General features: G+C 65.1%; 23 protein-coding genes, 2 tRNA genes and 1 pseudogene. 14 read left to right on the top strand and 12 right to left on the bottom strand.

What is annotated here, in order from left to right; translation table 11 throughout:
• Positions 1-6: 6 nt before the first annotated feature.
• Both U5768_RS26900 and U5768_RS26895 read right to left on the bottom strand, forming a co-directional pair.
• The gene (locus U5768_RS26900; RefSeq protein WP_322033416.1) at positions 7-312 is read right to left on the bottom strand and encodes a HigA family addiction module antitoxin; all 306 of its coding nucleotides are present in this window, start codon (positions 310-312) and stop codon (positions 7-9) included.
• An 11-nt stretch (positions 313-323) separates the two neighbouring features.
• Positions 324-605 carry a type II toxin-antitoxin system RelE/ParE family toxin gene (locus U5768_RS26895; RefSeq protein ID WP_322033415.1) on the bottom strand — a complete coding sequence of 94 codons (282 nt, stop codon included), beginning with the start codon at positions 603-605 and terminating at the stop codon, positions 324-326.
• A gap of 236 nt (positions 606-841) precedes the next feature.
• Between U5768_RS26895 and ribBA the strand changes: the two genes are divergently transcribed.
• The 4 genes from ribBA (at position 842) to U5768_RS26875 (ending at position 4288) form a co-directional block, all read left to right on the top strand.
• The gene (gene ribBA, locus U5768_RS26890) at positions 842-2008 is read left to right on the top strand and encodes a bifunctional 3,4-dihydroxy-2-butanone-4-phosphate synthase/GTP cyclohydrolase II (RefSeq protein ID WP_322033414.1); all 1167 of its coding nucleotides are present in this window, start codon (positions 842-844) and stop codon (positions 2006-2008) included.
• 57 nt (positions 2009-2065) lie between these two features.
• Complete coding sequence (gene ribH / locus U5768_RS26885) at positions 2066-2581, top strand: 6,7-dimethyl-8-ribityllumazine synthase (protein ID WP_112171437.1); 516 nt, start codon at positions 2066-2068, stop codon at positions 2579-2581.
• Positions 2578-3012, top strand: coding sequence for a transcription antitermination factor NusB (gene nusB, locus U5768_RS26880; RefSeq protein ID WP_322033413.1), 435 nt, complete (start codon positions 2578-2580; stop codon positions 3010-3012). The genes ribH and nusB overlap by 4 nt, the downstream gene beginning before the upstream one ends.
• 82 nt (positions 3013-3094) lie before the next feature.
• Complete coding sequence (locus U5768_RS26875; protein WP_322033412.1) at positions 3095-4288, top strand: pyridoxal phosphate-dependent aminotransferase; 1194 nt, start codon at positions 3095-3097, stop codon at positions 4286-4288.
• 72 nt (positions 4289-4360) lie between these two features.
• On the opposite strand, the gene U5768_RS26870 is transcribed toward U5768_RS26875, so the two are convergent.
• Positions 4361-5602, bottom strand: coding sequence for a transglycosylase SLT domain-containing protein (locus U5768_RS26870; RefSeq protein WP_322033411.1), 1242 nt, complete (start codon positions 5600-5602; stop codon positions 4361-4363).
• A gap of 643 nt (positions 5603-6245) precedes the next feature.
• On the opposite strand from U5768_RS26870, the gene U5768_RS26865 reads away from it, so the two are divergent.
• From U5768_RS26865 to U5768_RS26855, 3 genes are all read left to right on the top strand, one after another.
• Positions 6246-7823, top strand: a complete 1578-nt coding sequence (locus U5768_RS26865) for a UbiD family decarboxylase (RefSeq protein WP_322033410.1) — start codon at positions 6246-6248, stop codon at positions 7821-7823.
• Between the two features lie 146 nt (positions 7824-7969).
• Complete coding sequence (locus U5768_RS26860) at positions 7970-9436, top strand: NAD-dependent succinate-semialdehyde dehydrogenase (protein ID WP_415913980.1); 1467 nt, start codon at positions 7970-7972, stop codon at positions 9434-9436.
• Positions 9437-9559: 123 nt separating this feature from the next.
• Positions 9560-10231 (top strand): LysE family translocator, encoded by a 672-nt coding sequence (locus U5768_RS26855; protein ID WP_322033408.1) that lies wholly within the window; start codon positions 9560-9562, stop codon positions 10229-10231.
• Positions 10232-10327: 96 nt separating this feature from the next.
• Here the strand turns inward: U5768_RS26855 and U5768_RS26850 are convergent, their stop codons facing one another.
• Together U5768_RS26850 and U5768_RS26845 are read right to left on the bottom strand one after the other, a co-directional pair.
• Positions 10328-10633: a hypothetical protein gene (locus U5768_RS26850; RefSeq protein WP_322033407.1), complete on the bottom strand. Its 306-nt coding sequence runs from the start codon at positions 10631-10633 to the stop codon at positions 10328-10330.
• A 438-nt stretch (positions 10634-11071) separates the two neighbouring features.
• A complete protein-coding gene (locus tag U5768_RS26845; protein WP_322033406.1) occupies positions 11072-11233 on the bottom strand; it encodes a hypothetical protein in 162 nt (53 codons plus the stop codon).
• Between the two features lie 615 nt (positions 11234-11848).
• On the opposite strand from U5768_RS26845, the gene U5768_RS26840 reads away from it, so the two are divergent.
• The 4 genes from U5768_RS26840 to trmB all read left to right on the top strand — a co-directional run bounded on the left by U5768_RS26840 (position 11849) and on the right by trmB (position 14002).
• Positions 11849-12169 carry an EthD family reductase gene (locus U5768_RS26840; RefSeq protein WP_322033405.1) on the top strand — a complete coding sequence of 107 codons (321 nt, stop codon included), beginning with the start codon at positions 11849-11851 and terminating at the stop codon, positions 12167-12169.
• Positions 12170-12275: 106 nt separating this feature from the next.
• Positions 12276-12839, top strand: coding sequence for a YggT family protein (locus U5768_RS26835; RefSeq protein WP_322033404.1), 564 nt, complete (start codon positions 12276-12278; stop codon positions 12837-12839).
• 109 nt (positions 12840-12948) lie between these two features.
• Positions 12949-13023: transfer RNA gene (locus U5768_RS26830), tRNA-Gly, on the top strand.
• Between the two features lie 196 nt (positions 13024-13219).
• Complete coding sequence (trmB, locus tag U5768_RS26825; RefSeq protein ID WP_322033403.1) at positions 13220-14002, top strand: tRNA (guanosine(46)-N7)-methyltransferase TrmB; 783 nt, start codon at positions 13220-13222, stop codon at positions 14000-14002.
• A gap of 60 nt (positions 14003-14062) precedes the next feature.
• On the opposite strand, the gene U5768_RS26820 is transcribed toward trmB, so the two are convergent.
• The 3 genes from U5768_RS26820 to U5768_RS26810 form a co-directional block, all read right to left on the bottom strand.
• The gene (locus U5768_RS26820) at positions 14063-14917 is read right to left on the bottom strand and encodes an undecaprenyl-diphosphate phosphatase (RefSeq protein WP_322033402.1); all 855 of its coding nucleotides are present in this window, start codon (positions 14915-14917) and stop codon (positions 14063-14065) included.
• 86 nt (positions 14918-15003) lie between these two features.
• Positions 15004-15591 carry a DUF1439 domain-containing protein gene (locus U5768_RS26815; protein WP_322033401.1) on the bottom strand — a complete coding sequence of 196 codons (588 nt, stop codon included), beginning with the start codon at positions 15589-15591 and terminating at the stop codon, positions 15004-15006.
• Positions 15592-15671: 80 nt separating this feature from the next.
• On the bottom strand, positions 15672-15995 hold the full coding sequence (locus U5768_RS26810) for a YkgJ family cysteine cluster protein (protein ID WP_322033400.1): 324 nt from the start codon (positions 15993-15995) through the stop codon (positions 15672-15674).
• Between the two features lie 221 nt (positions 15996-16216).
• On the opposite strand from U5768_RS26810, the gene hemN reads away from it, so the two are divergent.
• The 3 genes and pseudogenes from hemN to U5768_RS26795 all read left to right on the top strand — a co-directional run bounded on the left by hemN (position 16217) and on the right by U5768_RS26795 (position 18610).
• Complete coding sequence (gene hemN, locus U5768_RS26805; RefSeq protein WP_322033399.1) at positions 16217-17602, top strand: oxygen-independent coproporphyrinogen III oxidase; 1386 nt, start codon at positions 16217-16219, stop codon at positions 17600-17602.
• Between the two features lie 110 nt (positions 17603-17712).
• Positions 17713-17797, top strand: a tRNA-Leu gene (locus tag U5768_RS26800).
• Between the two features lie 197 nt (positions 17798-17994).
• Positions 17995-18610 (top strand): annotated as a pseudogene (locus tag U5768_RS26795) (integrase arm-type DNA-binding domain-containing protein).
• A gap of 70 nt (positions 18611-18680) precedes the next feature.
• Here the strand turns inward: U5768_RS26795 and U5768_RS26790 are convergent.
• From U5768_RS26790 to U5768_RS26775, 4 genes are read right to left on the bottom strand one after another with little or no spacing between them, the layout of a single operon-like run.
• Positions 18681-19319, bottom strand: a complete 639-nt coding sequence (locus U5768_RS26790) for a hypothetical protein (RefSeq protein WP_322033398.1) — start codon at positions 19317-19319, stop codon at positions 18681-18683.
• 35 nt (positions 19320-19354) lie between these two features.
• Positions 19355-20065, bottom strand: a complete 711-nt coding sequence (locus U5768_RS26785; protein WP_322033397.1) for a hypothetical protein — start codon at positions 20063-20065, stop codon at positions 19355-19357.
• Between the two features lie 33 nt (positions 20066-20098).
• The gene (locus U5768_RS26780; RefSeq protein WP_322033396.1) at positions 20099-20437 is read right to left on the bottom strand and encodes a YggL family protein; all 339 of its coding nucleotides are present in this window, start codon (positions 20435-20437) and stop codon (positions 20099-20101) included.
• Between the two features lie 19 nt (positions 20438-20456).
• Entirely contained in the window at positions 20457-20714 is a 258-nt protein-coding gene (locus U5768_RS26775) for a hypothetical protein (protein WP_322033395.1), read from the bottom strand.
• Positions 20715-20873 lie beyond the last annotated feature (159 nt).

The following is a 20873-nucleotide window of genomic DNA, read 5'->3' as shown; positions in this document are numbered from 1 at the left end:
GCAGGCTCAGGCGGCAACGGCGCGCGCGCGCGGCGTGATGCGCGCGAGCACTTCGGCAAGCGCCTCGCTCGCGATTTCGGTGTCGTAGTGAGCCTGCAACTGCATCCAGCTACGCGCGTCCGTGCCGAAATAGACCGCGAGACGCACGGCCGTATCGGCCGTGATGGCGCGCTTGCCGAGCACGATCTCGTTGATGCGGCGCGGCGGCACGCCAATCGCCTTGGCGAGCGCGTACTGGCTGATGCCCATGGGCTTGAGCCACTCTTCGTTCAGAATCTCGCCCGGTGTGGCGAGCGGTACTTCGCGAGCCATGGTTTTGCTCCTTAGCGATAGTCGTGAATGCGTACGTCCGATGCCTCGCCGTCCGCGAATCGAAAGCAGATTCGCCACTGCCCGTTGATGCGAATGCTGTACCCGCCATCCGGTTCGCCGGAAAGAGGCTCCAGCCGGTTGCCCGGAGGCGCCCTCAGGAACGCGAGCGTGGCGACCGCATGGACCTGCTGAAGCTTGCGCACGGCGACCGTTTCAATGGCAACCAGGCGGGCGACGCGTCGCCCGGCAAAAAGCGCCGCGGTATCGCGGCAGGCAAAGGAAGTAATCGGCATGAATAGTAACGCTCCTCGTTAATAACGTCAAACGTTACTAGTGTGAAACAGATGCGGTTGGCGCAACAGTCGGCCGTTCGGCCAACGTGGGCGCGCGCTACCCGCCGCCCCGGCGCACCGGAACGCGGGACCACTGGGGCAAAAGGCGCCGCGCCGCGCCGCGTTCTGGGCGACGCGCCCGCCCGCGTGGCGTAAAATGTGGCCTTTCCAGACAGAATCGCAGCCAGAATCCCAACATGACGCTCGCCTCCACCCCTGAGATCATCGCCGAACTCAAAGCCGGCAAGATGGTCATCCTCGTCGACGAAGAAGACCGGGAAAACGAGGGCGACCTCGTCATCGCTGCGGAGTTCGTCACGCCTGAAGCCATCAACTTCATGGCGAAGTACGGCCGCGGGCTGATCTGCCTCACGCTCACCCAGGAGCGCTGCAAGCTGCTCAACCTGCCGCTCATGACCTACCGCAACGGCACGCAGTACGGCACGGCGTTCACGGTCAGCATCGAAGCCGCGGAAGGCGTGACGACCGGCATCTCCGCCGCCGACCGTGCCCGCACGATCCTCGCGGCAGTCGCGCACGACGCGCGCGCCGAGCACATCGTGCAACCCGGCCACGTGTTCCCGATCATGGCGCAGCCAGGCGGCGTGCTCGTGCGCGCGGGCCACACCGAAGCGGGCTGCGACTTCACGGCGCTCGCGGGCCTCACGCCTGCGTCGGTCATCTGCGAGGTCATCAAGGACGACGGCACGATGGCGCGCCTGCCCGACCTCATGGAGTTCGCGCAGGAGCACGGCCTGAAGGTCGGCACCATCGCCGACCTGATCCACTATCGCAGCCGCACCGAATCGATCGTCGAGCGCGTGGCCGAGCGCACCATGCAAACCGCGCACGGCCCGTTCCGCGCGATCATGTACGTCGATCACCCCACACGCACGCCGCACATCGCACTCGTGCGCGGCACGCCCAAGCCCGACGTCGATACGCCCGTGCGCGTGCACGAGCCGCTTTCGGTGCTGGACCTGCTCGAAACGGGCTCGTCCACGCATTCGTGGACGCTCGACGCCGCCATGCGCGAAATAGCCTCGCGCGACGTGGGCGTGATCGTCATGCTCAACTGCGGCGAACCCAAGGAACACCTGATCGACGTCTTCAAGGCATTCGACCAGAAAGAGCGCGCGGAGGCGCTCGCCCGCCGTCCCGTGGACTTCAAGACCTACGGCATCGGCGCGCAGATCCTGCGCGAACTCGGCGTGGGCCGCATGCAGGTGCTCTCGAAGCCGCGCCGGCTCGGCAGCATGTCGGGCTACGGTCTCGAAGTCACCGGCTTCGTGCCGATGCCCGGCGGCAACGCACAAGCGCCCTGCCCGCCGGAAGCCGCCGACCCCGCCTCGTCGGGCCTCTGAAGTCGCATCGCGCTCATTTCACGCGTCACCACGCTCAACCGAACTTACGGACACCACATGGAAATCGGACAATACCAACCGAACCTCGACGGCGACGGACTGCGCATCGGCATCGTCCAGTCGCGCTTTAACGAACCCGTCTGCAACGGCCTCGCCGACGCCTGCATCGAAGAACTCGAACGCCTCGGCGTGACGGGCGAAGACGTGCTGCTCGTCACCGTGCCAGGCGCGCTCGAAATTCCGCTCGCGCTGCAAAAGCTCGCCGAAAGCGGCCAGTTCGACGCCCTCATCGCGCTCGGCGCGGTCGTGCGCGGCGAGACGTACCACTTCGAACTCGTCTCGAACGAAAGCGGCTCGGGCATCTCGCGCGTTTCGCTCGACTTCAACGTGCCGATCGCGAACGCCGTGCTCACCACCGAAAACGACGAGCAGGCCGTGGCCCGCATGACCGAGAAGGGCCGCGACGCCGCGCGCGTCGCCGTGGAAATGGCGAACCTGACGGTGGCGTTGGAGCAGCTCGACGGCGGCGACGACGATGAAGAAGACGAGGAAGACGAAGAGGAACAGCAATGAAGAGCGCGCGCCGCCGCTCCCGCGAACTGGCCACGCAGGGGTTGTATCAGTGGCTGCTGTCGGGTGTGCCCGCCGGCGAGATCGACGCGCAGTTGCGCGGTTCGCAGGGCTACGACAAAGCCGATCACGAGCATCTCGACGCGATCCTGCACGGCGTCATCCGCGAGTCGGAAGAACTGTCCGCCTCAATCACGCCGTGTCTCGACCGTCCGATCGACCAGCTTTCGCCCGTCGAACGCGCGGTGCTGCTCGTCGCGACCTACGAGTTCAAGCATCACGTCGACATTCCGTACCGCGTCGTGATCAACGAAGCGGTCGAGCTGACGAAGACCTTCGGCGGTTCGGACGGCTACAAGTACGTGAACGGCGTGCTCGACAAGCTCGCGGCGCAACTGCGCGCCACCGAAGCGCAAAACGCCCGCAAGTCGTAAGAACGCGAGCCGCCGGGGCAATCGGGTGCACGTAAGCACCCTGCCCCGCGCCGCGTGATCTGTCAGTACTGGAAACACCTGCATGAACACCGTTGCCGAACCGCTGCTGCGGCTAGCCGCGCGCGTCGACGAGATCCAGCCCTTCTACGTCATGGAACTGGCGAAGGAGGCCGCGAAGCTCGAGCGCGCCGGTCGCGACATCATCCACATGGGTATCGGCGAGCCCGACTTCACGGCGCCCGAGCCCGTGGTCGAGGCCGCGGCCGCCGCGCTGCGCCGCGGCGTCACCCAATACACGAGCGCGCTCGGCGTCCATGCGCTGCGCGAGGCGATCGCCGGACACTACCTGCACGCGTACGGCCTCACGGTCGACCCCGCGCGCATCGTCGTGACAGCGGGCGCCTCGGCGGCGCTCCTGCTCGCGTGCACGGCGCTCGTCGACCGCGACGACGAAGTGCTGATGCCCGACCCGTGCTACCCGTGCAACCGGCACTTCGTGGCCGCCGCGGAAGGCAAGCCGGTGCTCGTGCCAGGCGGCCCGGAAGCGCGCTTCCAGCTCACCGCCGCCGATGTGGAGCGCCTGTGGTCGCCGCGCACGCGCGGCGTGCTGCTCGCCTCGCCGTCGAACCCCACCGGCACCTCGATCGAACCCGACGAACTCAAGCGCATCGTGCAGAGCGTGCGCGCGCGCGGCGGCTTCACGATCGTCGACGAGATCTATCAGGGGCTTTCGTACGATGCGCCACCCGTCTCCGCGCTTTCGTTCGGCGACGACGTGGTGACCGTCAACAGCTTCTCGAAGTACTTCAACATGACCGGCTGGCGCCTGGGCTGGCTCGTGGTGCCGCCCTCGCTCGTCGGGGCCTTCGAAAAACTCGCGCAGAACCTGTTCATCTGCGCGTCGGCGCTCGCGCAACACGCGGCGCTCGCGTGCTTCGAGCCGGATACGCTCAGGATCTACGAAGCGCGCCGGCTCGAATTCAAGCGCCGCCGCGACTTCATCGCTCCGGCGCTCGAGTCGCTCGGCTTCACGGTGCCCGTGATGCCCGACGGCGCGTTCTACGTCTACGCCGACTGCTCGAACGTCGCGCACCCCGCCGCAGGCGACAGCGACGCGCTCACCCGTGCGATGCTGCACGACGCAGGCACGGTGATGGTGCCCGGCATGGACTTCGGCGTCGCCGCGCCGCGCCGGTACGTGCGGCTCTCGTATGCCACGGCGTACGAGCGACTGGAAGAAGCGGTCGACCGTCTGCATACGTTCTTCGGCCGCTGACCTCTTTGGTGGAGACATGAAAAAAGGCACCCGCGGGTGCCTTTTCTTCGTGCGTCCTGTACAGCTAGAGACTCAAGCGCCCAGTTCCGGCGAACTGTGCTTCTGGGCCGTCGTGCTTGTGCTGGCGTCGTCCTGATCGGAGCCGCTCGTCGCCGACGATGTCTTTTCGACCAGCGCGTGGGCGCCATCGAGCGTCACGTGAACGCGCTTCTCGCCGCCGACGCTCGCCACCTTCTGCGGCGCAGGCGTGCTGGCCGTGGTGGTGACGGGCGCCTGCGGCGCGTTGATCGGCACGTTGCGCCCGCGTGCGACGTCGCGCAGACGGCCGCGCTCGGCCATCACCTTGGCGCCGTAGCCGCCGTCGTCGGCCGTGCTGGAACCTACGTAGAGGCGCAGGCCGCCCGGCAGCGAACCGCCGCGCGCAATGCAATCCTTGAGCACGAGCGCGCCGACCTTGATGTTCGCGAGCGGGTCGAGCGCCGCGCTCTGACCGCCGAAGTACTGGAACTTGTCCGAGTGCACCTTCGACATGACCTGCATCAGGCCCTGCGCGCCTACACCGCTTTCGGCGTACGGATTGAAGCCCGATTCGATCGCCATCACCGCCAGCAGCAGCAGCGGATCGAGACCCACTTCGCGACCGGTGTCGAAGGCCGCCTTCACGAGTTCGCCGACCGGCTCCTGCGCCACGCGGTAGCGGCGCGCCAGATAGGTGGCGACGAGCGCCTGTTCGCGCGCCGAGACGAGCACGCGGTCATCGCGGGCGTCCGGAGTGATGCGCTGGGGCGGAATCATGCGCGCCAGCGAACCGACGCTCGTCGGCAGCGCGCGCGGATCGAGGCCGTTGAGCGTCACGGCGTCGAGCGTGGCGATGCCGCCGTTCGATACCGAGGTCGCGACCCTCGCGACCGTGCCGCCAGAACCGGCGGGCGAAACGCCCGTGGCGCCGGCAGGGCCGACCGAACCCATGGAACCCGTGGCGCCGGCATCGGGCACGAGCGCCGTGGGCAGCATCGCGCTGTCGGCGTTGTCGTCGCTGGTCGCGACGCCCGGGGGCGCGAACGAAGGCAGCGGGTTGCCCTGCAGCAGGCGGGCCGGACCGGCTTGCACCGCCGCCGAGACGAACGGCATCACGCGCGCGGCAAGCGTACCGCGCAACGTGGGCATGAGCCACACGGCAACCGCGAATAGAACGGCACAGCCGCCCACCACGCTGAACAGGTGATGGCTAAGACGCGTGCCACGACGCAGCAGCGCACGTAGGCCAAGAGCTACACGCTCGTCGGCGCGCCACCACGATAACCAGGTATTCATCTACAGATCTCCCCATGTTGCATGATCCCGCTCAGGAGTCGGCACGAGGCTGACAGCCAATCGCAGGATCAAGACATCGCGCGCCCTGGCTGGTGCGGCAGCGATGTCGGGAAAACGGCAAGTACGCCGTGGGTGGAACTCCTCCTGGGCAACCAGGCACGTCATGTGCACGCGCCGGGAGTTCTCACGCGAAAAGCCAGCGCGAAGATGCGCTGACGAGGACAACCAATCTAGACCGTATGCAAGCCGTGCAGGGGTTCGGCAAAACGGCGACGCGGTGCGTCTGAAGGGCCGGGAAGGTGGTAAAAAATTTCAAACCCTGCAACCAGTGTGGACGGATTCTAGCAGCCTGTTATAGATCGTCAATACTATAGAATGTCAAATCTATAACTAATTGTAATGATGAACACCGTTCAATCGGTCGAGAACCGCGCGGCAAGGGGATCTGGGGCCTGTTATGCGGTTTGGCTGGCAGCGTGCGCCAACCAACACAGGTAAAATCGACAATCGTTACGCCGCGTTTCCTCCGGCCTCGAGCGCCGACGCGGACCCCGAAGCCGCCCCGCAACCGCTTACCCGCCGCCATACTGGACGTGTTAGCGGTCTGCCGGGCTGCCCACGAGTTGCCCAAGACTGGCTCCCAATGAAATATAAAGACCTGCGCGACTTCGTTGGTCGCCTGGAGACGCTCGGCGAATTGCGCCGCGTCCCGCAAGCTGTCTCCCCGGTGCTGGAAATGACCGAGCTGTGCGACCGCGTCCTGCGCGCCGGCGGTCCGGCCTTGCTCTTTGAGAACCGTGCGACGCACGCGTTCCCCGTGCTCGGTAACCTGTTCGGCACGCCCCGGCGCGTGGCGCTCGGTATGGGCATCGACGCGCCGGAAAGCGGCGGCGACGGCGCCGCCCTGGAGTCGCTGCGCGACGTGGGGCGCCTGCTCTCGGCGCTCAAGGAGCCCGAGCCGCCGCGCGGCCTGAAGGACGCGGGCAAGCTCCTTACGCTGGCCAAGGCCGTTTGGGACATGGCGCCAAAGACGGTGAGCGCGCCGCCCTGTCAGGAGATCGTCTGGGAAGGCAACGACGTCGATCTCGCGAAGCTGCCGATCCAGACCTGCTGGCCCGGCGACGCCGGCCCGCTCGTCACCTGGGGCCTCACCGTCACGCGCGGCCCCAACAAGACGCGCCAGAATCTCGGCATCTACCGCCAGCAGCTCATCGGCCGCAACAAGCTCATCATGCGCTGGCTCGCCCACCGCGGCGGCGCGCTCGATTTTCGCGAGTTCGCGCTGCGCAATCCCGGCAAGCCCTACCCGGTGGCCGTCGTGCTGGGCGCCGATCCCGCCACGATCCTCGGCGCCGTTACGCCAGTGCCGGACACGCTCTCCGAATACCAGTTCGCGGGCCTGTTGCGCGGCGCCCGCACCGAACTGGCGAAGTGCCTGACGCCGGGCGTCGATTCGCTCCAGGTGCCCGCGCGCGCCGAGATCGTGCTCGAAGGCTTCATCCACCCGCAGGCGGGCGAGCCGGGCCCGTTGCCGGCCGGCGCGCCGCCGCGCCCCGCCAAAGGGGCGAGCGCCGCGTACGAACACGCGCTCGAAGGCCCCTACGGTGACCACACGGGCTACTACAACGAACAGGAGTGGTTTCCCGTTTTCACGGTCGAGCGCATCACCATGCGCCGCGATGCGATCTACCATTCGACGTATACGGGCAAGCCGCCCGACGAACCCGCGGTGCTCGGCGTGGCCCTCAACGAAGTATTCGTGCCGCTGCTGCAGAAGCAGTTTGCCGAGATCACCGACTTCTATCTGCCGCCCGAGGGGTGCAGCTATCGCATGGCGATCGTGCAGATGAAGAAGAGCTACCCCGGGCACGCAAAACGCGTGATGTTCGGCGTGTGGAGCTTTCTGCGCCAGTTCATGTATACAAAGTTCATCGTCGTGGTCGACGATGACGTGGATATACGCGACTGGAAGGAAGTGATCTGGGCGATCACCACGCGTATCGACCCGGCGCGCGACACGGTGCTGGTCGAGAATACGCCGATCGACTATCTCGACTTCGCTTCGCCGGTGGCGGGCCTCGGCTCGAAGATGGGGCTCGACGCCACCAACAAGTGGCCCGGCGAAACAGACCGGGAATGGGGCCGCGCAATCGAGATGGACGCGGACGTAAAAGCGCGCGTCGATCGTCTTTACGACGAACTGGGCTTTAGCCGCAGCTAGCGCGCCACGCGACCCGGCGCAGCGCCCTCGGGCGCCACGCCGGCCGATTCATACGCGACGCCTTTTCGCGACGCCGCGCTTACCGCGTCCCGCCTCGTGCATGGCATGAGCCGCGGCGCCAGTGAACCTGAGGAGACTCAAGGATGATGCCCGCATCGGAGCGCCTGACACAACTGAACGATCCCGCCCTCTTCAAAACCCGCGCGTACCTCGACGGCGAGTGGAGCGGCGGTGCAACCACTTTCGCCGTGCTCGACCCCGCCGACAACGCCGAAATCGCAAGCGTGCCCGACTTCGGCGCCGATGAAGCGCATCGCGCCATCGCCGCCGCGAACGCCGCGCTCCCCGCGTGGCGCGCGAAGACGGGCAAGGAGCGCGCGGCCGTGCTGCGGCGCTGGTTCGACCTCGTGATCGAGCACGCCGACGACCTCGCCGCGATCATGACCGCGGAGCAAGGCAAGCCGCTCGCCGAAGCGCGCGGCGAAGTGCTGTACGGCGCGTCGTTCCTCGAGTGGTTCGCCGAAGAGGCCAAGCGCGTGAACGGCGACGTGCTCGCGAGCCCCGCCAGCGACCGCAAGCTCGTCGTGCTCAAGCAGCCTATCGGCGTGTGCGCCTCCATCACCCCGTGGAATTTCCCGATCGCGATGATCACGCGCAAAGTCGCGCCGGCCATCGCCGCGGGCTGCACGATCGTCGTGAAGCCCGCCGAACAAACGCCGCTTTCCGCGCTCGCGCTCGCCGAACTGGCGCAGCGCGCCGGCGTGCCCAAGGGCGTGTTCAACGTGATCACGGCCGACTCCGCGAATTCCATCGAAATCGGCAAAGCGCTGTGCGAGAGCGATGTCGTGCGCCATCTGTCGTTCACCGGATCGACGCCTGTGGGCCGCATCCTCATGCAGCAGTGCGCGCCGACGGTCAAGAAGATCGCGCTCGAACTGGGCGGCCACGCGCCGTTCATCGTGTTCGACGACGCCGATCTCGACGCCGCCGTGGAAGGCGCGATGATCTCGAAGTATCGCAACGCGGGTCAAACGTGCGTCTGCACGAACCGCTTCTATGTGCACGACAAGGTGTACGACGCTTTCGTCGAAAAACTCGCCGCCGCCTCGCGCAAGATCAAGGTCGGCAACGGCTTCGAGGATGGCGTGAACCAGGGGCCGCTCATCGACGATGCGGCTGTCGCCAAAGTCGCGCAGCACATCAGCGATGCGACCGCCCAGGGCGCGAAGGTCGTGGCGGGCGGCAAGGTCAGTTCGGGTCGCTATGTCGAGCCCACCGTGCTCGCCGACGTCACGCGCGACATGCTGATCGCGCGCGAGGAAACCTTCGGCCCGGTCGCGGCCGTGTTCCGCTTCAGCGACGAAGCCGAGGTCATCGGCCTCGCCAACGACACCGAATTCGGCCTCGCGTCCTACTTCTACAGCCGCGACATCGGGCGCGTGTGGCGCGTGGCGGAAGCGCTCGAGTACGGCATGGTCGGGGTCAACACGGGACTCATTTCGAACGAGGTCGCGCCGTTTGGCGGCGTGAAGCAGTCGGGCCTCGGGCGCGAGGGTTCGAAGTACGGCATCGACGAGTATGTCGAACTGAAATACCTGTGCATCGGCGTTTGAAGCTTTTTGCAGCCTGTTTGAAGTCTCTTTGAGCCGCGCTTGAACCGCGCCTGAACCGCCATGCCCGCTGTCTTCATGCGGGCATGCGCGGCGTGCAGTCCATACCAACAAGAAATCGTTTTCATGTCTCACGTTTCCCTGCTTTCCGACGGCTTTTTTCTGTCGCTTTCGCTTTGCCTCGACATCGGTCTCGTCAACGTCGCCATCATCTCGCTCACGCTCACGCATGGCTTCCGCCCGGGCTTCTGGCTCGGGCTGGGCTCGTGTTTCGGCGACCTCATCTACGCCGCGCTCGCGCTCGCGGGCATGGCCGCGCTGCTGCAGTTTCCAGCCGTGCGCTGGATCGTGTGGATAGGCGGCTCGGCCCTGCTGCTCATGCTCACGTGGAAGATGGCGCGCGAAGCGCTCAACCCGGCGTCGGCGCCGCCGGTTGAAGGCGAAGCCGACAACGCCGCGCCGCTGCCCAATCCATGGCGCAGCTTCGGGCGCGGCGTGCTGCTCGCGCTCTCCTCGCCGAGTGCGATTCTTTGGTTTGCGGCTGTGGGCGGCGCGCTGATCGCAAAGTCGGGCGCGACGAGCGCCGGCGCGGCCTCGCTCTTTCTGCTGGGCTTTTTTGCAGGCGGCCTCGGCTGGACGCTATTTCTCTGCGGGCTCGCCAGCCACGGCCGCAAGCGCGCGGGCACCGGGCTGCTGCGCGCGTGCCACGTGCTTTCGGCGCTGCTGTTTGCCTACTTCTCCTACAGCGTCATCGTGCACGGTTATCACGATCTGATTCTGCAGGCCCACTCGTCCTAAAAGCGTCTGCCAAAAACAAACAGCGCAACGCGGCGTGAGCCGGCGTTGCGCTGTTCAAGCAACCTGCGGACGGGCGGCACGCGCCGCCTGTCACGCTTAACGACGGTAGTAGCCGTGGCCGTAATAACCGCGCCCATAGCCGCGGTAGTAGCCGTGATGCCAGTACGGATGGCCGTAGTAGCCGCCCACGACCACGGCGGGCGGCGGCGCGTAGACCACCGGCGGAGGCGGCGCATAGACCACGGGCGGGGGCGGCGGCGCATAGACCGGCGCCGCGTAGACGGGATAAGCCGGTGCCACCGGCACGCCAATGCCGATACCCACCGAGACGTGCGCCTGGGCCGCGCTGACGAACCCCACACCCAGCGCGGCGGCAACGATGAACGATACGGTCTTTTTCACTTCTCTTCTCCTGGCGGCCGCCAGCGGCGACGCGCATATTACGGGCACTGCCCACACACCCAATGTATCGAAAACGGCGGCCATCATTGGTAGCCATTTGTTTCGAATTGCAATCGTATTAGCAGGCGCTTAATAGCGTCTTAAGCGCCGTGGGCGTGGCTGTGGCGAAAAACCGGCGTACACGCGGCCGGTCGCGACGCCATTCGTTACAAAAACCGGGGCGCTGTCATTGTTACCGGGGCGGCCGCGCAACCAGGCAATTCGACCGGTAATGTTTGATTACAAATTGGTTGACTCGGCTGACGGCCTGGTCAATCGGCCTAACCAACGCCCTTCGCGCTGCGACGCCGTAAACGACGATGCCCGGTCGTGGAACCGGGCATCTCATTCATCAATCCGGCGGCACGCGACCTGCGGCCACCCGGAGCAAACACTCCGCTATCCGACCTTCACGTAGGTGAATTCGCGCGTGACGTTCGGCGGGAGATAGGCCCCGCTGATGCGAACGCGCGGCGTCAGGCGCTTTTTCTGATCCCACCAGCGGCGGCGCTGGAACGGCGTGAGAAATCGCAGATGCTTTCGGTAAGCGAAGATGCTCATGGTGAACCCCCGAATCGGACAACCGACAGGAACAAACCCAATTGCGCGACTGCAACAACGAAACCGAAACGATGGAAAGTATTGTGCTCAGATTCCGCGACAAAAATTGCAGTGTTGCGAGATAGCCGCACGAGCGCCGTATAAGCGTGGCGCACTGTTCGTTGCGGCTTCCCCATGCTGGGTTTGGATGCGTGTGCTGCGCAAAAACGCGCGCCCTCCAACCCTCAGCAGAAATCGTGCCGCACCGGGCTATCGGCGCGGCGCCAGGCCCGTCACCTCATTTGTAGTCGATCCGTCAGCGCGTCATCGGTACGAAAGCGAACATTCGCCCGCCGCTCGGCGGCGGCGCAACACTCGGGGCGCGAGGCAGCCGTCGGAGGCGGTCTGTCAGAAGCAATGTAGCTGTTCGGGGAAAAGCCTGCCGCGAGTGCAGCCATATCGCGCCGCGCATACCACGGAAACGGCGGCCGCCGCCGCGCGCGGGGCCCGCGCCGGAGCATCGCTCGCGAATACTGGCGAGGCGTAAGCCGTGGTAATGTGGCGACGGCGCGCGCGTCGCAGCGGCTGCAGTACGCGCACCGGCGCGCCCATCGGACTCACCGACGAGAACGCAAAATGATCAAGGTCAGCATCTTCTATCCGTATCGCGAGAACGGGCGTTTCGACACCGGGTACTACTGCACGCACCACATGCCGCTCGCGGCCAGGCTCTTTGGCGAGTCGCTCAAAGGCTGGTCGGTCGACATCGGCATCAATGCGGGGCCGCCGGGCACGCCGCCGCCGTACGTGGCGGCCGGACACTTTCTGTTCGAAACCGTGGATGCGTTCTACGCGGTGTTCCAGCCGCATGCCGACACCCTCCTCGACGACATTCCCAACTACACCGACGGCGGAAATGGCACCATTCTGATCAGCGAGGTCAAGGTGTCTGTCTGACGGGTTCCGCTCGGCTAAGCGGGGCGAGCGGACGACCGGCACGACCTTTCATCGGCCGCCACACGCCAGGCGCGCCGCCACTCAACACAAGAAGGAAACAATACCGATGTTCGGCGATATCGCCCGTTTTCTGCTCAATACGGTCTTCACGCTGTTCGGCGCCGCCCTGCTGCTGCGCGCCTGGCTTCAGTACGTGCGTGTGCCGCCGTACAACCCCGTGACCCACGCGATCCAGCAGGTCACCAACTGGCTGGTGCTGCCGCTGCGGCACGTGATTCCCGGCGTGCGCGGCATCGACTGGGCGAGCGTGGTCGGCGCGCTGATCGCGGCCATTGTCTACGTGCTGCTGATGGTATGGCTTGCGGGCGTGGACCCGCTGGCTCTTTTGCCGACGCTACTCATCGTAGCCGTGCTCACGCTCGTGAAATGGGCGCTCAACCTGCTGATCTGGCTGACGATCCTGATGGCGCTGCTCTCGTGGCTCAATCCGCGCTCGGCGGCGATGCCCGTGCTCTACCAGTTGACCGCGCCGTTTCTCAACCCGCTGCGCCGCATCCTGCCGAACCTGGGCGGCCTCGATCTCTCGCCGATTCTGCTCTTCGTAATCGTGCAGGTGCTGCTGATGATCGTGACGCGTGCGGCGGTTTCGCTCACGCTGTTTGGGATTTGAGCGCCTGTCCGTATTCGGTTTAGTGCATCCGGCGGCGCGCCAGTCGCGCCGCGTCGTTTGACCGCGTCATTGCGCGATCGGGCCAAATCCGCGTAAAATGGCGCGCTCTGCGGGCGTCGTATAATGGCCATTACCTCAGCTTCCCAAGCTGATGACGTGGGTTCGATTCCCATCGCCCGCTCCACGCTGGTTTGCCGACCTCTCTTCGAGGCCTGGACTTTCGAACAGCGCCCCTCCCGGGACGCTCTGTCCGCCCGACCGGCCTGAACCCCTACGTTGCACAATGCGCTCTGGCGCGATTCGGGTCCTGCCGGGTTGAAGGGGCTGAAGGCCGCCACCGATTCCGGCGAACGCAGGCCGCTCTCACATCACCCGCAAAGATGAATCACGATCCCAACGACGACGCCCGTCCCGACTGCACGCCGTCAGACGCACAAGACGCCGCCTCCGGCACGAACGCGCAATCCGGCGCGCCCGCCGGCGACGCGCTGCATCACCGCCGTATCCGCAGCTTCGTGACCCGCGCCGGCCGCGTCTCGACTGGCCAGCGTCGCGCGCTCGACGAACTCGGCCCGCGCTTCGTCGTGCCCTACGCGCCAGAAGCCGCCGACTGGGACGCCGTGTTCGAACGGCATGCGCCGCGCATTCTGGAGATCGGTTTCGGGATGGGCGCGAGCACGGCGGAAATCGCCGCGTTGCGCCCCGAGGACGACTTCCTCGGCGTCGAGGTGCACGAACCTGGCGTTGGCGCGCTGCTCAAGCTGATCGGCGAGCAGAATCTGGAGAACATCCGCATCATCCAGCACGACGCCGTGGAAGTGCTCGAGCACATGATCGCGCCCGCGAGCCTCGACGGCGTGCACATCTTCTTCCCCGATCCGTGGCACAAGGCGCGCCATCACAAGCGCCGCCTGATTCAGCCGAAGTTCGTGGCCCATCTGGTCTCGCGCATGAAGCCGGGCGCGTACCTGCATTGCGCGACCGACTGGCAGAACTACGCGGAGCAGATGCTCGAAGTGCTCAGCGCGGAGCCCACGCTGGAAAACACCGCAGCCGATTACGCCCCGCGCCCCGAGTATCGCCCGGTGACGAAGTTCGAGCGCCGCGGTCTGCGGCTCGGTCATGGCGTGTGGGATCTCGTGTTCCGCCGCCGCGCCGACTGAAACCGCGAACCATGCGTAAAAACGGGCGCCTCGATGTGAATCGGCGCCCGTTGTGTTTTTTTAGTCCTCCCAGCCTAGCCCGCCGCCGTAGCCGAACAGCAGGATCACGAGCCCGAAGGCGATCCGGTACCAGGCAAACGCGGTGAAATCGTGCGAGGCCACGAAGCGCAGCAGCCAGCGCACACAAGCGAACGCGCTCACGAACGCGGCGACGAAGCCGACGCCGAAGAGCCCGAGCCAGTCCGCCGAAAGCTCGTGCCAGCTCTTGTGCAGCTCATAAACGGTCGCGCCGAAAATCACGGGAATCGCAAGGAAGAACGAGAACTCGGTCGCGACGCGCCGCTCGAGGCCGAACAGCATCGCGCCGATGATGGTCGAGCCCGAGCGCGACATGCCAGGAATCAGCGCGCAGCACTGCGCGCAACCTACCTTGAACGCGTCGAGCGGCGTGATCTCGTCAATCGAGTTCACGCGCGCGCCGCGTTGCGCGGCGACCGGCAGTCCTTTCGGACCGCGCAGGCGATTTTCGACCCACAGAATGACGACGCCGCCGCCCACCAGCGCGAACGCGACCGGCACGGGCGCGAAGAGCACCGACTTGATCGCCTTCTCGAACATCAGCCCGAGCACGACGGCCGGAACGGTGGCGACGATCACGTTGAGCGTGAAGCGCCGCGCATTGGGCCGCGAGGGCAGCCCCGTGACGACCTCGCCGATCTTGCGCCGGAATTCCCAGCACACGGCGAGGATCGCGCCAAACTGGATCACCACGAAGAAGGTCTTTGCATACTCGCCATCGAAATTGAGCAAGCTGCCGACGACGATCAGATGCCCCGTACTCGACACGGGCAGAAACTCCGTCAGCCCCTCGACGATGCCGAGAATCAAGGCCTTGCAGGTCAACATCCAGTCCATCCCTTTATCCCTCTTCCTTGAGTGTCGGGACGGCGCACGCCGCGCCACGCGACCGACGACGGCCGCGTGCGCTCGCGCTTCGTCGGCTACCTCTCGACGATCTGCACGCGTATGCCGTTTGTAAGGATGGTGATTGTACCGGGTTCGTAGCTCACGCCGGCAAACTGGAGCTGATCGGGCTTGAAGGTGTAGACGGGATAGTTGTCCAGCAACTGCGTGGCGACGAGCGCGGCGACCGCGCTCACCTGCGGCGCGTAGGCGGCGGCGTTGCCCGCCATGTCGACGCCGTCGACCGAAGGCGAGCGCAGCACGACCGCGCGGCCCGCGCTGTCGTAGGCCAGTTCGCTCGATACCGTGAACGCGCCGCTTACGGGCTGCTGCATTAGCGGGCTTTCGAGATGCACATCGAGGCGCACGGCCACGCGGTTGCGATCGGGCTGCATCGTCACGACGGGATTCGTGAGCGAGACGTCGAAGATCTGCTGCATCGAGCGGTGATAAGGAAACTTGCGCTGCACCGCGTCCTGCACCTGCTGCTGCGAAAACGTGTAGTGATCGGGAATGAACGGGAAAATCCCCGTCGCACACGCGCCGAGCGACATCGCCGTACCCGCCGCAGCGCAGGCTGAAAGCAGGAAGGCGCGCCGGGAAACGCGCGTTGCGGTGTGGGCCATGCGAAATCTCCTTGTTTGGCGGACTTTGATGCGCCGTCATTCTGGCGCATAACAGCGGGCCGGCGCAGGTTGCGCCGCGCTCAACGCGCGGCTGGCGTCGGCGATTGCGGCCAGGTTTGTGGCCGGGTTTGCGCCTCGAGATGCGTGAGCCACACGATGGCCTCTTCGCGCGACGCCCCGCACATCTCTGCCTGCGGCTGCAGCCCCGAGCAGCACGCGGGCCGCAAAGGCGAGCCGAAAATCATGCAGCGCAGATCCGCGCCGAGTTGAACGCAACGCACGCCGGCCGGCTTGCCCTCGGGCATGCCAGGAATCGGGCTCGTAATGGACGGCGCGATGCAGCACGCGCCACAGCCTGGGCGGCATGCGTGCCCGGAGACATCGGCGGGAAAAACGGTACTCACTTCGGTTTCCTGAAACTCTGAAGAATTGTGTCCGTGAGGCGGTGGGACCAGACGCATTGTGCCATCCCTGTCTGCGACCTTTTTACACAATCGCTTTCTCCTACCCGCTCGTACACTTTGTCCATCTGGCGCTGTAGGACAAGGGACAGGCCAACTGGTTGCAGCGTTGCGCGGCGCCGGACGCTGCCCACTCGCGCGCCGCCCTTCCCAGTGAGCCCTGCATGAGCGACGCCGACCTGCTCTTTCGCCCCGACCTGCTTGCCAAATACGGCGCCAACGGCCCCCGCTACACGTCCTACCCTAGCGCCCTGCAGTTTCGCGACGACTTCGATCCCGCCGACTATCGCCGCGCGGCCGCCGACCCGGGCGCGAGCGAAACCGATCTCTCGCTGTACTTCCACGTTCCGTTCTGCGACACAGTCTGCTTCTATTGCGGCTGCAACAAGGTCGTCACGAGGAACCGCGGCCGCGCGAAACCCTATCTCGCGCAGATGATCCGCGAAGTCGAATTGCAGGCCGCGCTCTTCGATACGAAGCGCCCCGTTTCGCAACTGCATTGGGGCGGCGGCACGCCCACCTTTCTTTCGCTCGACGAGATGAGCGCACTCATGGCCACCACGCGCGAACACTTCGCGCTGCAGCCCGACGACACCGGCGAATACTCGATCGAGATCGACCCGCGCGAAGCCGACGCACAGACTATTGCGCATCTGCGCACGCTCGGCTTCAACCGGCTGAGCCTGGGCGTTCAGGACTTCGATCCGGTCGTGCAGAAGGCCGTGAACCGCATCCAGCCGCTCGAACTGACCGTCGACGTCATGAACGCCGCGCGGGCGAACGGTTTCGAATCGATCAGCGTCGATCTGATCTACGGCCTGCCGCACCAGAACGTGAAAACATTCGGCCGCACGCTCGAGACGATGCTGCTGCTCGCGCCTGATCGCATCTCGGTATTCGGCTACGCGCATATGCCGCGTCTGTTCAAGATGCAGCGTCAGATGGACGAAGCCGCGCTGCCGACGCCCGCGGAGCGCATGGCGCTGCTCAAGCTCGTGATCGACCAGCTTACCGAGGCGGGCTACGTGTACATCGGCATGGATCATTTCGCGCTGCCCACCGACGAACTCGCGCGCGCCCAGGCGCAACGCACGCTGCATCGCAATTTTCAGGGGTATAGCACGCGCGCCGACTGCGACCTGATCGGCTTTGGCGCTTCGGCGATCGGCAAGGTCGGCGATGTCTACGCGCAGAATGCGAAGGACCTGCCCGGCTATGGCGCGGCGATCGACGCGGGCAGGCTCGCGACCGCGAAAGGCGTGCGCCTCAGCGCCGACGACCGCCTGCGCCGCGACATCATCACGGAACTCATGTGCAATCTCGAATTACGCTACGACGAGTTCGAAGCGGCGTACGGCGTGCGTTTTCCGGCGGCGTTTGCTGCCGAACTCGAACGGCTGCGCGAGTTCGAGCGCGACGGGCTCGTCGCGCGCCGCGCCCACCGGCTGGAGGTGCTGCCCGCCGGGCGCATGCTGGTGCGCAATATCGCGATGGTGTTTGACCGCTATCTTGGCGCACAGCAGCCCGAACGGTTCTCCCGGACGATTTGACGGCTTTCCGCCGCCGTATGGTTGCCGGCGCGCGCGAATTGCGTCATAATCTACGGCTAATTCGAGCGCTTGCACTTGTGCGCTCAGGTGCGGGAAGCACCCAGATACAAGCCTCGGTGGTGAAATTGGTAGACGCGCCGGACTCAAAATCCGGTTCCGAAAGGAGTGCCGGTTCGATTCCGGCCCGAGGCACCAACTACTCTTCAACCGTCCCCAACGGTTCACAACAAAACCCCGCCAGATAAGCTCTCGCGGGGTTTTTTGTTGCTATTCCCCAAGCTTTTCAACTGCCAGCAGCCCCCAATTGGGGGTTTTATTGGGGGTTTCTTCGGCGTGATGTGCCAGCCAGTCAAAAAGAACCCCCGGCGTGACAAAAGCCAACGGAGCAAGCTATGGCCCTCACCGATATCTCGATCCGCAACGCGAAGCCGACTGACAGGCAGCAAAAGCTCTTCGACGGCGGCGGCCTGTTCCCCCTGGTGACGCCATCGGGCAGCAGACGATGGGTTCTCAAATACCGGTTCGCGAGGAAGGAAAAGAGCTTGGCGCTCGGCGTTTACCCGGAAGTGTCACTGTCGGAGGCGCGCAAGAGGCGCGACGAGGCGCGCGACAAACTAGCGGCCGGCGTTGATCCGGGGGAGGCAAAGAAGACGGACAAGCGCGCCGCTCGGCTGGCGGCGGCCAATTCGTTTGAGGCGGTCGCGCTCGCATGGATGAAGGCGCGCGGTGAATGCGGCCCTGCGTCGGCTCGGCTATGACACCCGCACCGAAATAACCGGCCACGCCTTCCGCGCAATGGCGCGCACGATCCTGCACGAGGAACTGGAGCAAAAGCCGGAGGTGATTGAGCATCAGCTCGCGCACGCCGTCCCGGACAACCTCGGCGGCGGCGCGTACAACCGCACGCGGTTCATCAAAGAGAGGCGCGCGATGATGCAGAAGTGGGCAGACTATCTCGACCGGCTCAAAGCAGGGGCCAAAGTCATCCAGCTCAACGCGGCACGGTGACACCTGAACAAACCTGAACATTTTCGGCAAACGAAAAGCGCCCAAAGGGGCGCTTTCGTTCCCATGGCTGCTAGAGCGTCCGCTCCATGCTTACGCCCTCGGTCAGCCAATCGGCGCGCCCATAGCTGTATCCGGGCCATTCATCTGCGACGGTCGTTTCCCGCTTCACGAGTCGCCGCGCTATCGCCGCCAGCGCCACGACATCATCCCCGGATCGAACCTCCATGGGAGCGATCAGGTCCACAGCCATCGCCCACGAGTACCAGACAACCCGCATCGATGGCCGAATTTCTAGGTCAATGCCGCTGCGCTTCAGCTCATCTTCGCGCGCCCTGAGTGCTGCGAAGTATTCAGCCCATGGGGTCGTCGTCGGGCCGCACGTAATAGCGATGACTTTTTTCCGCGACCGGCCCAGCTTGCGGTATTGCTTCTCTCCTTCCTCGTGCCACTTATCCGAAGTCGGCGGCGGAATATCCGTGTGCGCCTCGTCTTCTATCGCATTGCTGTAGGCGAATCGTGGGTGCATCCAGTTCACGATCACGCGACGGCCATTCAGGATGAAACCAACGTCATCCCACCACGATAGCCGGACCCTGTCTTCCTCGGGATAGGCGTGCGGAACGTACAGGCCGTTTTTCAGTGGCCATTGATGATGGCGGTGATACTCGCGGGCCTTGCGCCGCAAGCTTTCGATGTGACGATTTTTCATTCGTGAAATTTACCGAGCCGGTTCGATGCGGCACCTTACCGGAACACGCGACCGTATCGCAGGAATAGATGTCGCTGTGACGGCCGCATGTGCGCGCACACCCGCCGAAAGCGAATAGGCGCCCGCCGACGCAGCCGCTTCCCGGGACGTGGCTGAAAGTCCGGGGGGACGCTTGTCACGCCGTCAAACACCGATGCCTGGCAACGCACAGTGGCCTCCGCACGGGCGAGCCGCGCATCAAGCGTGGTCGACTGAATCGCGAAATACCGTGCAATCGCGCTGCTGTCACCATCGAACTGGTCGAACACATGGTAGTACGCAACAGCCTCGGAAAACTGGGCTTGGATTACCCGTGCAGCCTCCCGCGCCTCCTCGTCAAACTGCAATGCGACTTCTGGCTCGAGGGCTTCCGGTCCTGAGAGCCGGGCGGAAACGGAGTTCTCCCTGAATTCGCCGTTGGCGTCGCGCTCCTCCTGATCGAGCCGGACCGCGAAGCGCATGGCGCGATTCACAAATTGCCCGAACAACCTGTACAACCGGCCAACGATCGTCGCCTGGATCTCGCCGTCGTCAGGCTCGATTTCTACGCCACGCTCAGCCTTGATCTCTTCCGCGATGATCCATGCGTGGCTTTTCAGGTCATCAACCGACTGTTCGCCACGCGATAGCCCGGCTACGCGTTGCAGATGCTCGAGCATCGGGGCGATCAGGCGTTCAAAGAAAGATGCTTCATCTCGTTTTGCCATGTCGTAGCCTTTTGAGCCCGGACGAACCAGGTTTCAATCGTGCCCATACCACGCATCGGAGAGCGGCGCGATGGTCACGCCACCGAATTCGCAGCGGCTGGTAAGCCACGCACGCACGAGTTCGCACTGTTCGTCTGTTGCTGACGTGCGCACACCGTCCGCGACGATGTAGCCGTCCAGCGCCTCGTTGAGGCCGCCGCTAAAGAGCATTCCATGCGCCTCGATGCACTCCGTGAGAAAGACATCCATCAGCGCGTCGTGCTGTGCGCTGTCGAGCCCATGGCGAAGTGCTGCGGCCACGGCGAACCCAAGTTCCTGAAACTCCCCCAAGCGCAGTTTCTTGCGCTGGCGGCGATTGTGACGCGTTGCCATCTCCAATCTCCTCGGCGCTTCATTCCAGCTCGAACAGCGCGCGGTCGGCGGCCCGCGACACATATTCGTCCATCATCGAATGGAACTCGGCTTCGTCGAACTCGCCACGCTCGACGCGGCGCAGAATGGCTTCGCCCGCCAGCACGGCTTTGCGCTCGCGGTCGGCGCGCGTCTGCTTGTGCGCTTGGCGGCTCGCCTTCTGGGCGGCCTTGCGCGCCGCCTTCATCTCCTCGAGCTTCGTGTCGGTCTCGGTGATGCGCTTTTTCAGCAGGTTCATGGCGCCACCCGGGGCGGTAGGAGTGCGGCGATTCTAGCGTTTATCGCTACCGTAGATCGCACCTCCCTCGCACCGCGTGCCCTCGCTGTCGATGGCGTTAAAGCAGCGCGACGAATGCACCCCGCATCAAATGCGCGTCAGCCCAGATAGCGCAAGGTA

Origin of the sequence: Paraburkholderia sp. J76, assembly GCF_905220295.1 — a bacterium.
Lineage (GTDB): Bacteria > Pseudomonadota > Gammaproteobacteria > Burkholderiales > Burkholderiaceae > Paraburkholderia.
Note: the sequence above shows the minus strand (reverse complement) of the source record. Positions and strands in the feature narration are given on the sequence as shown.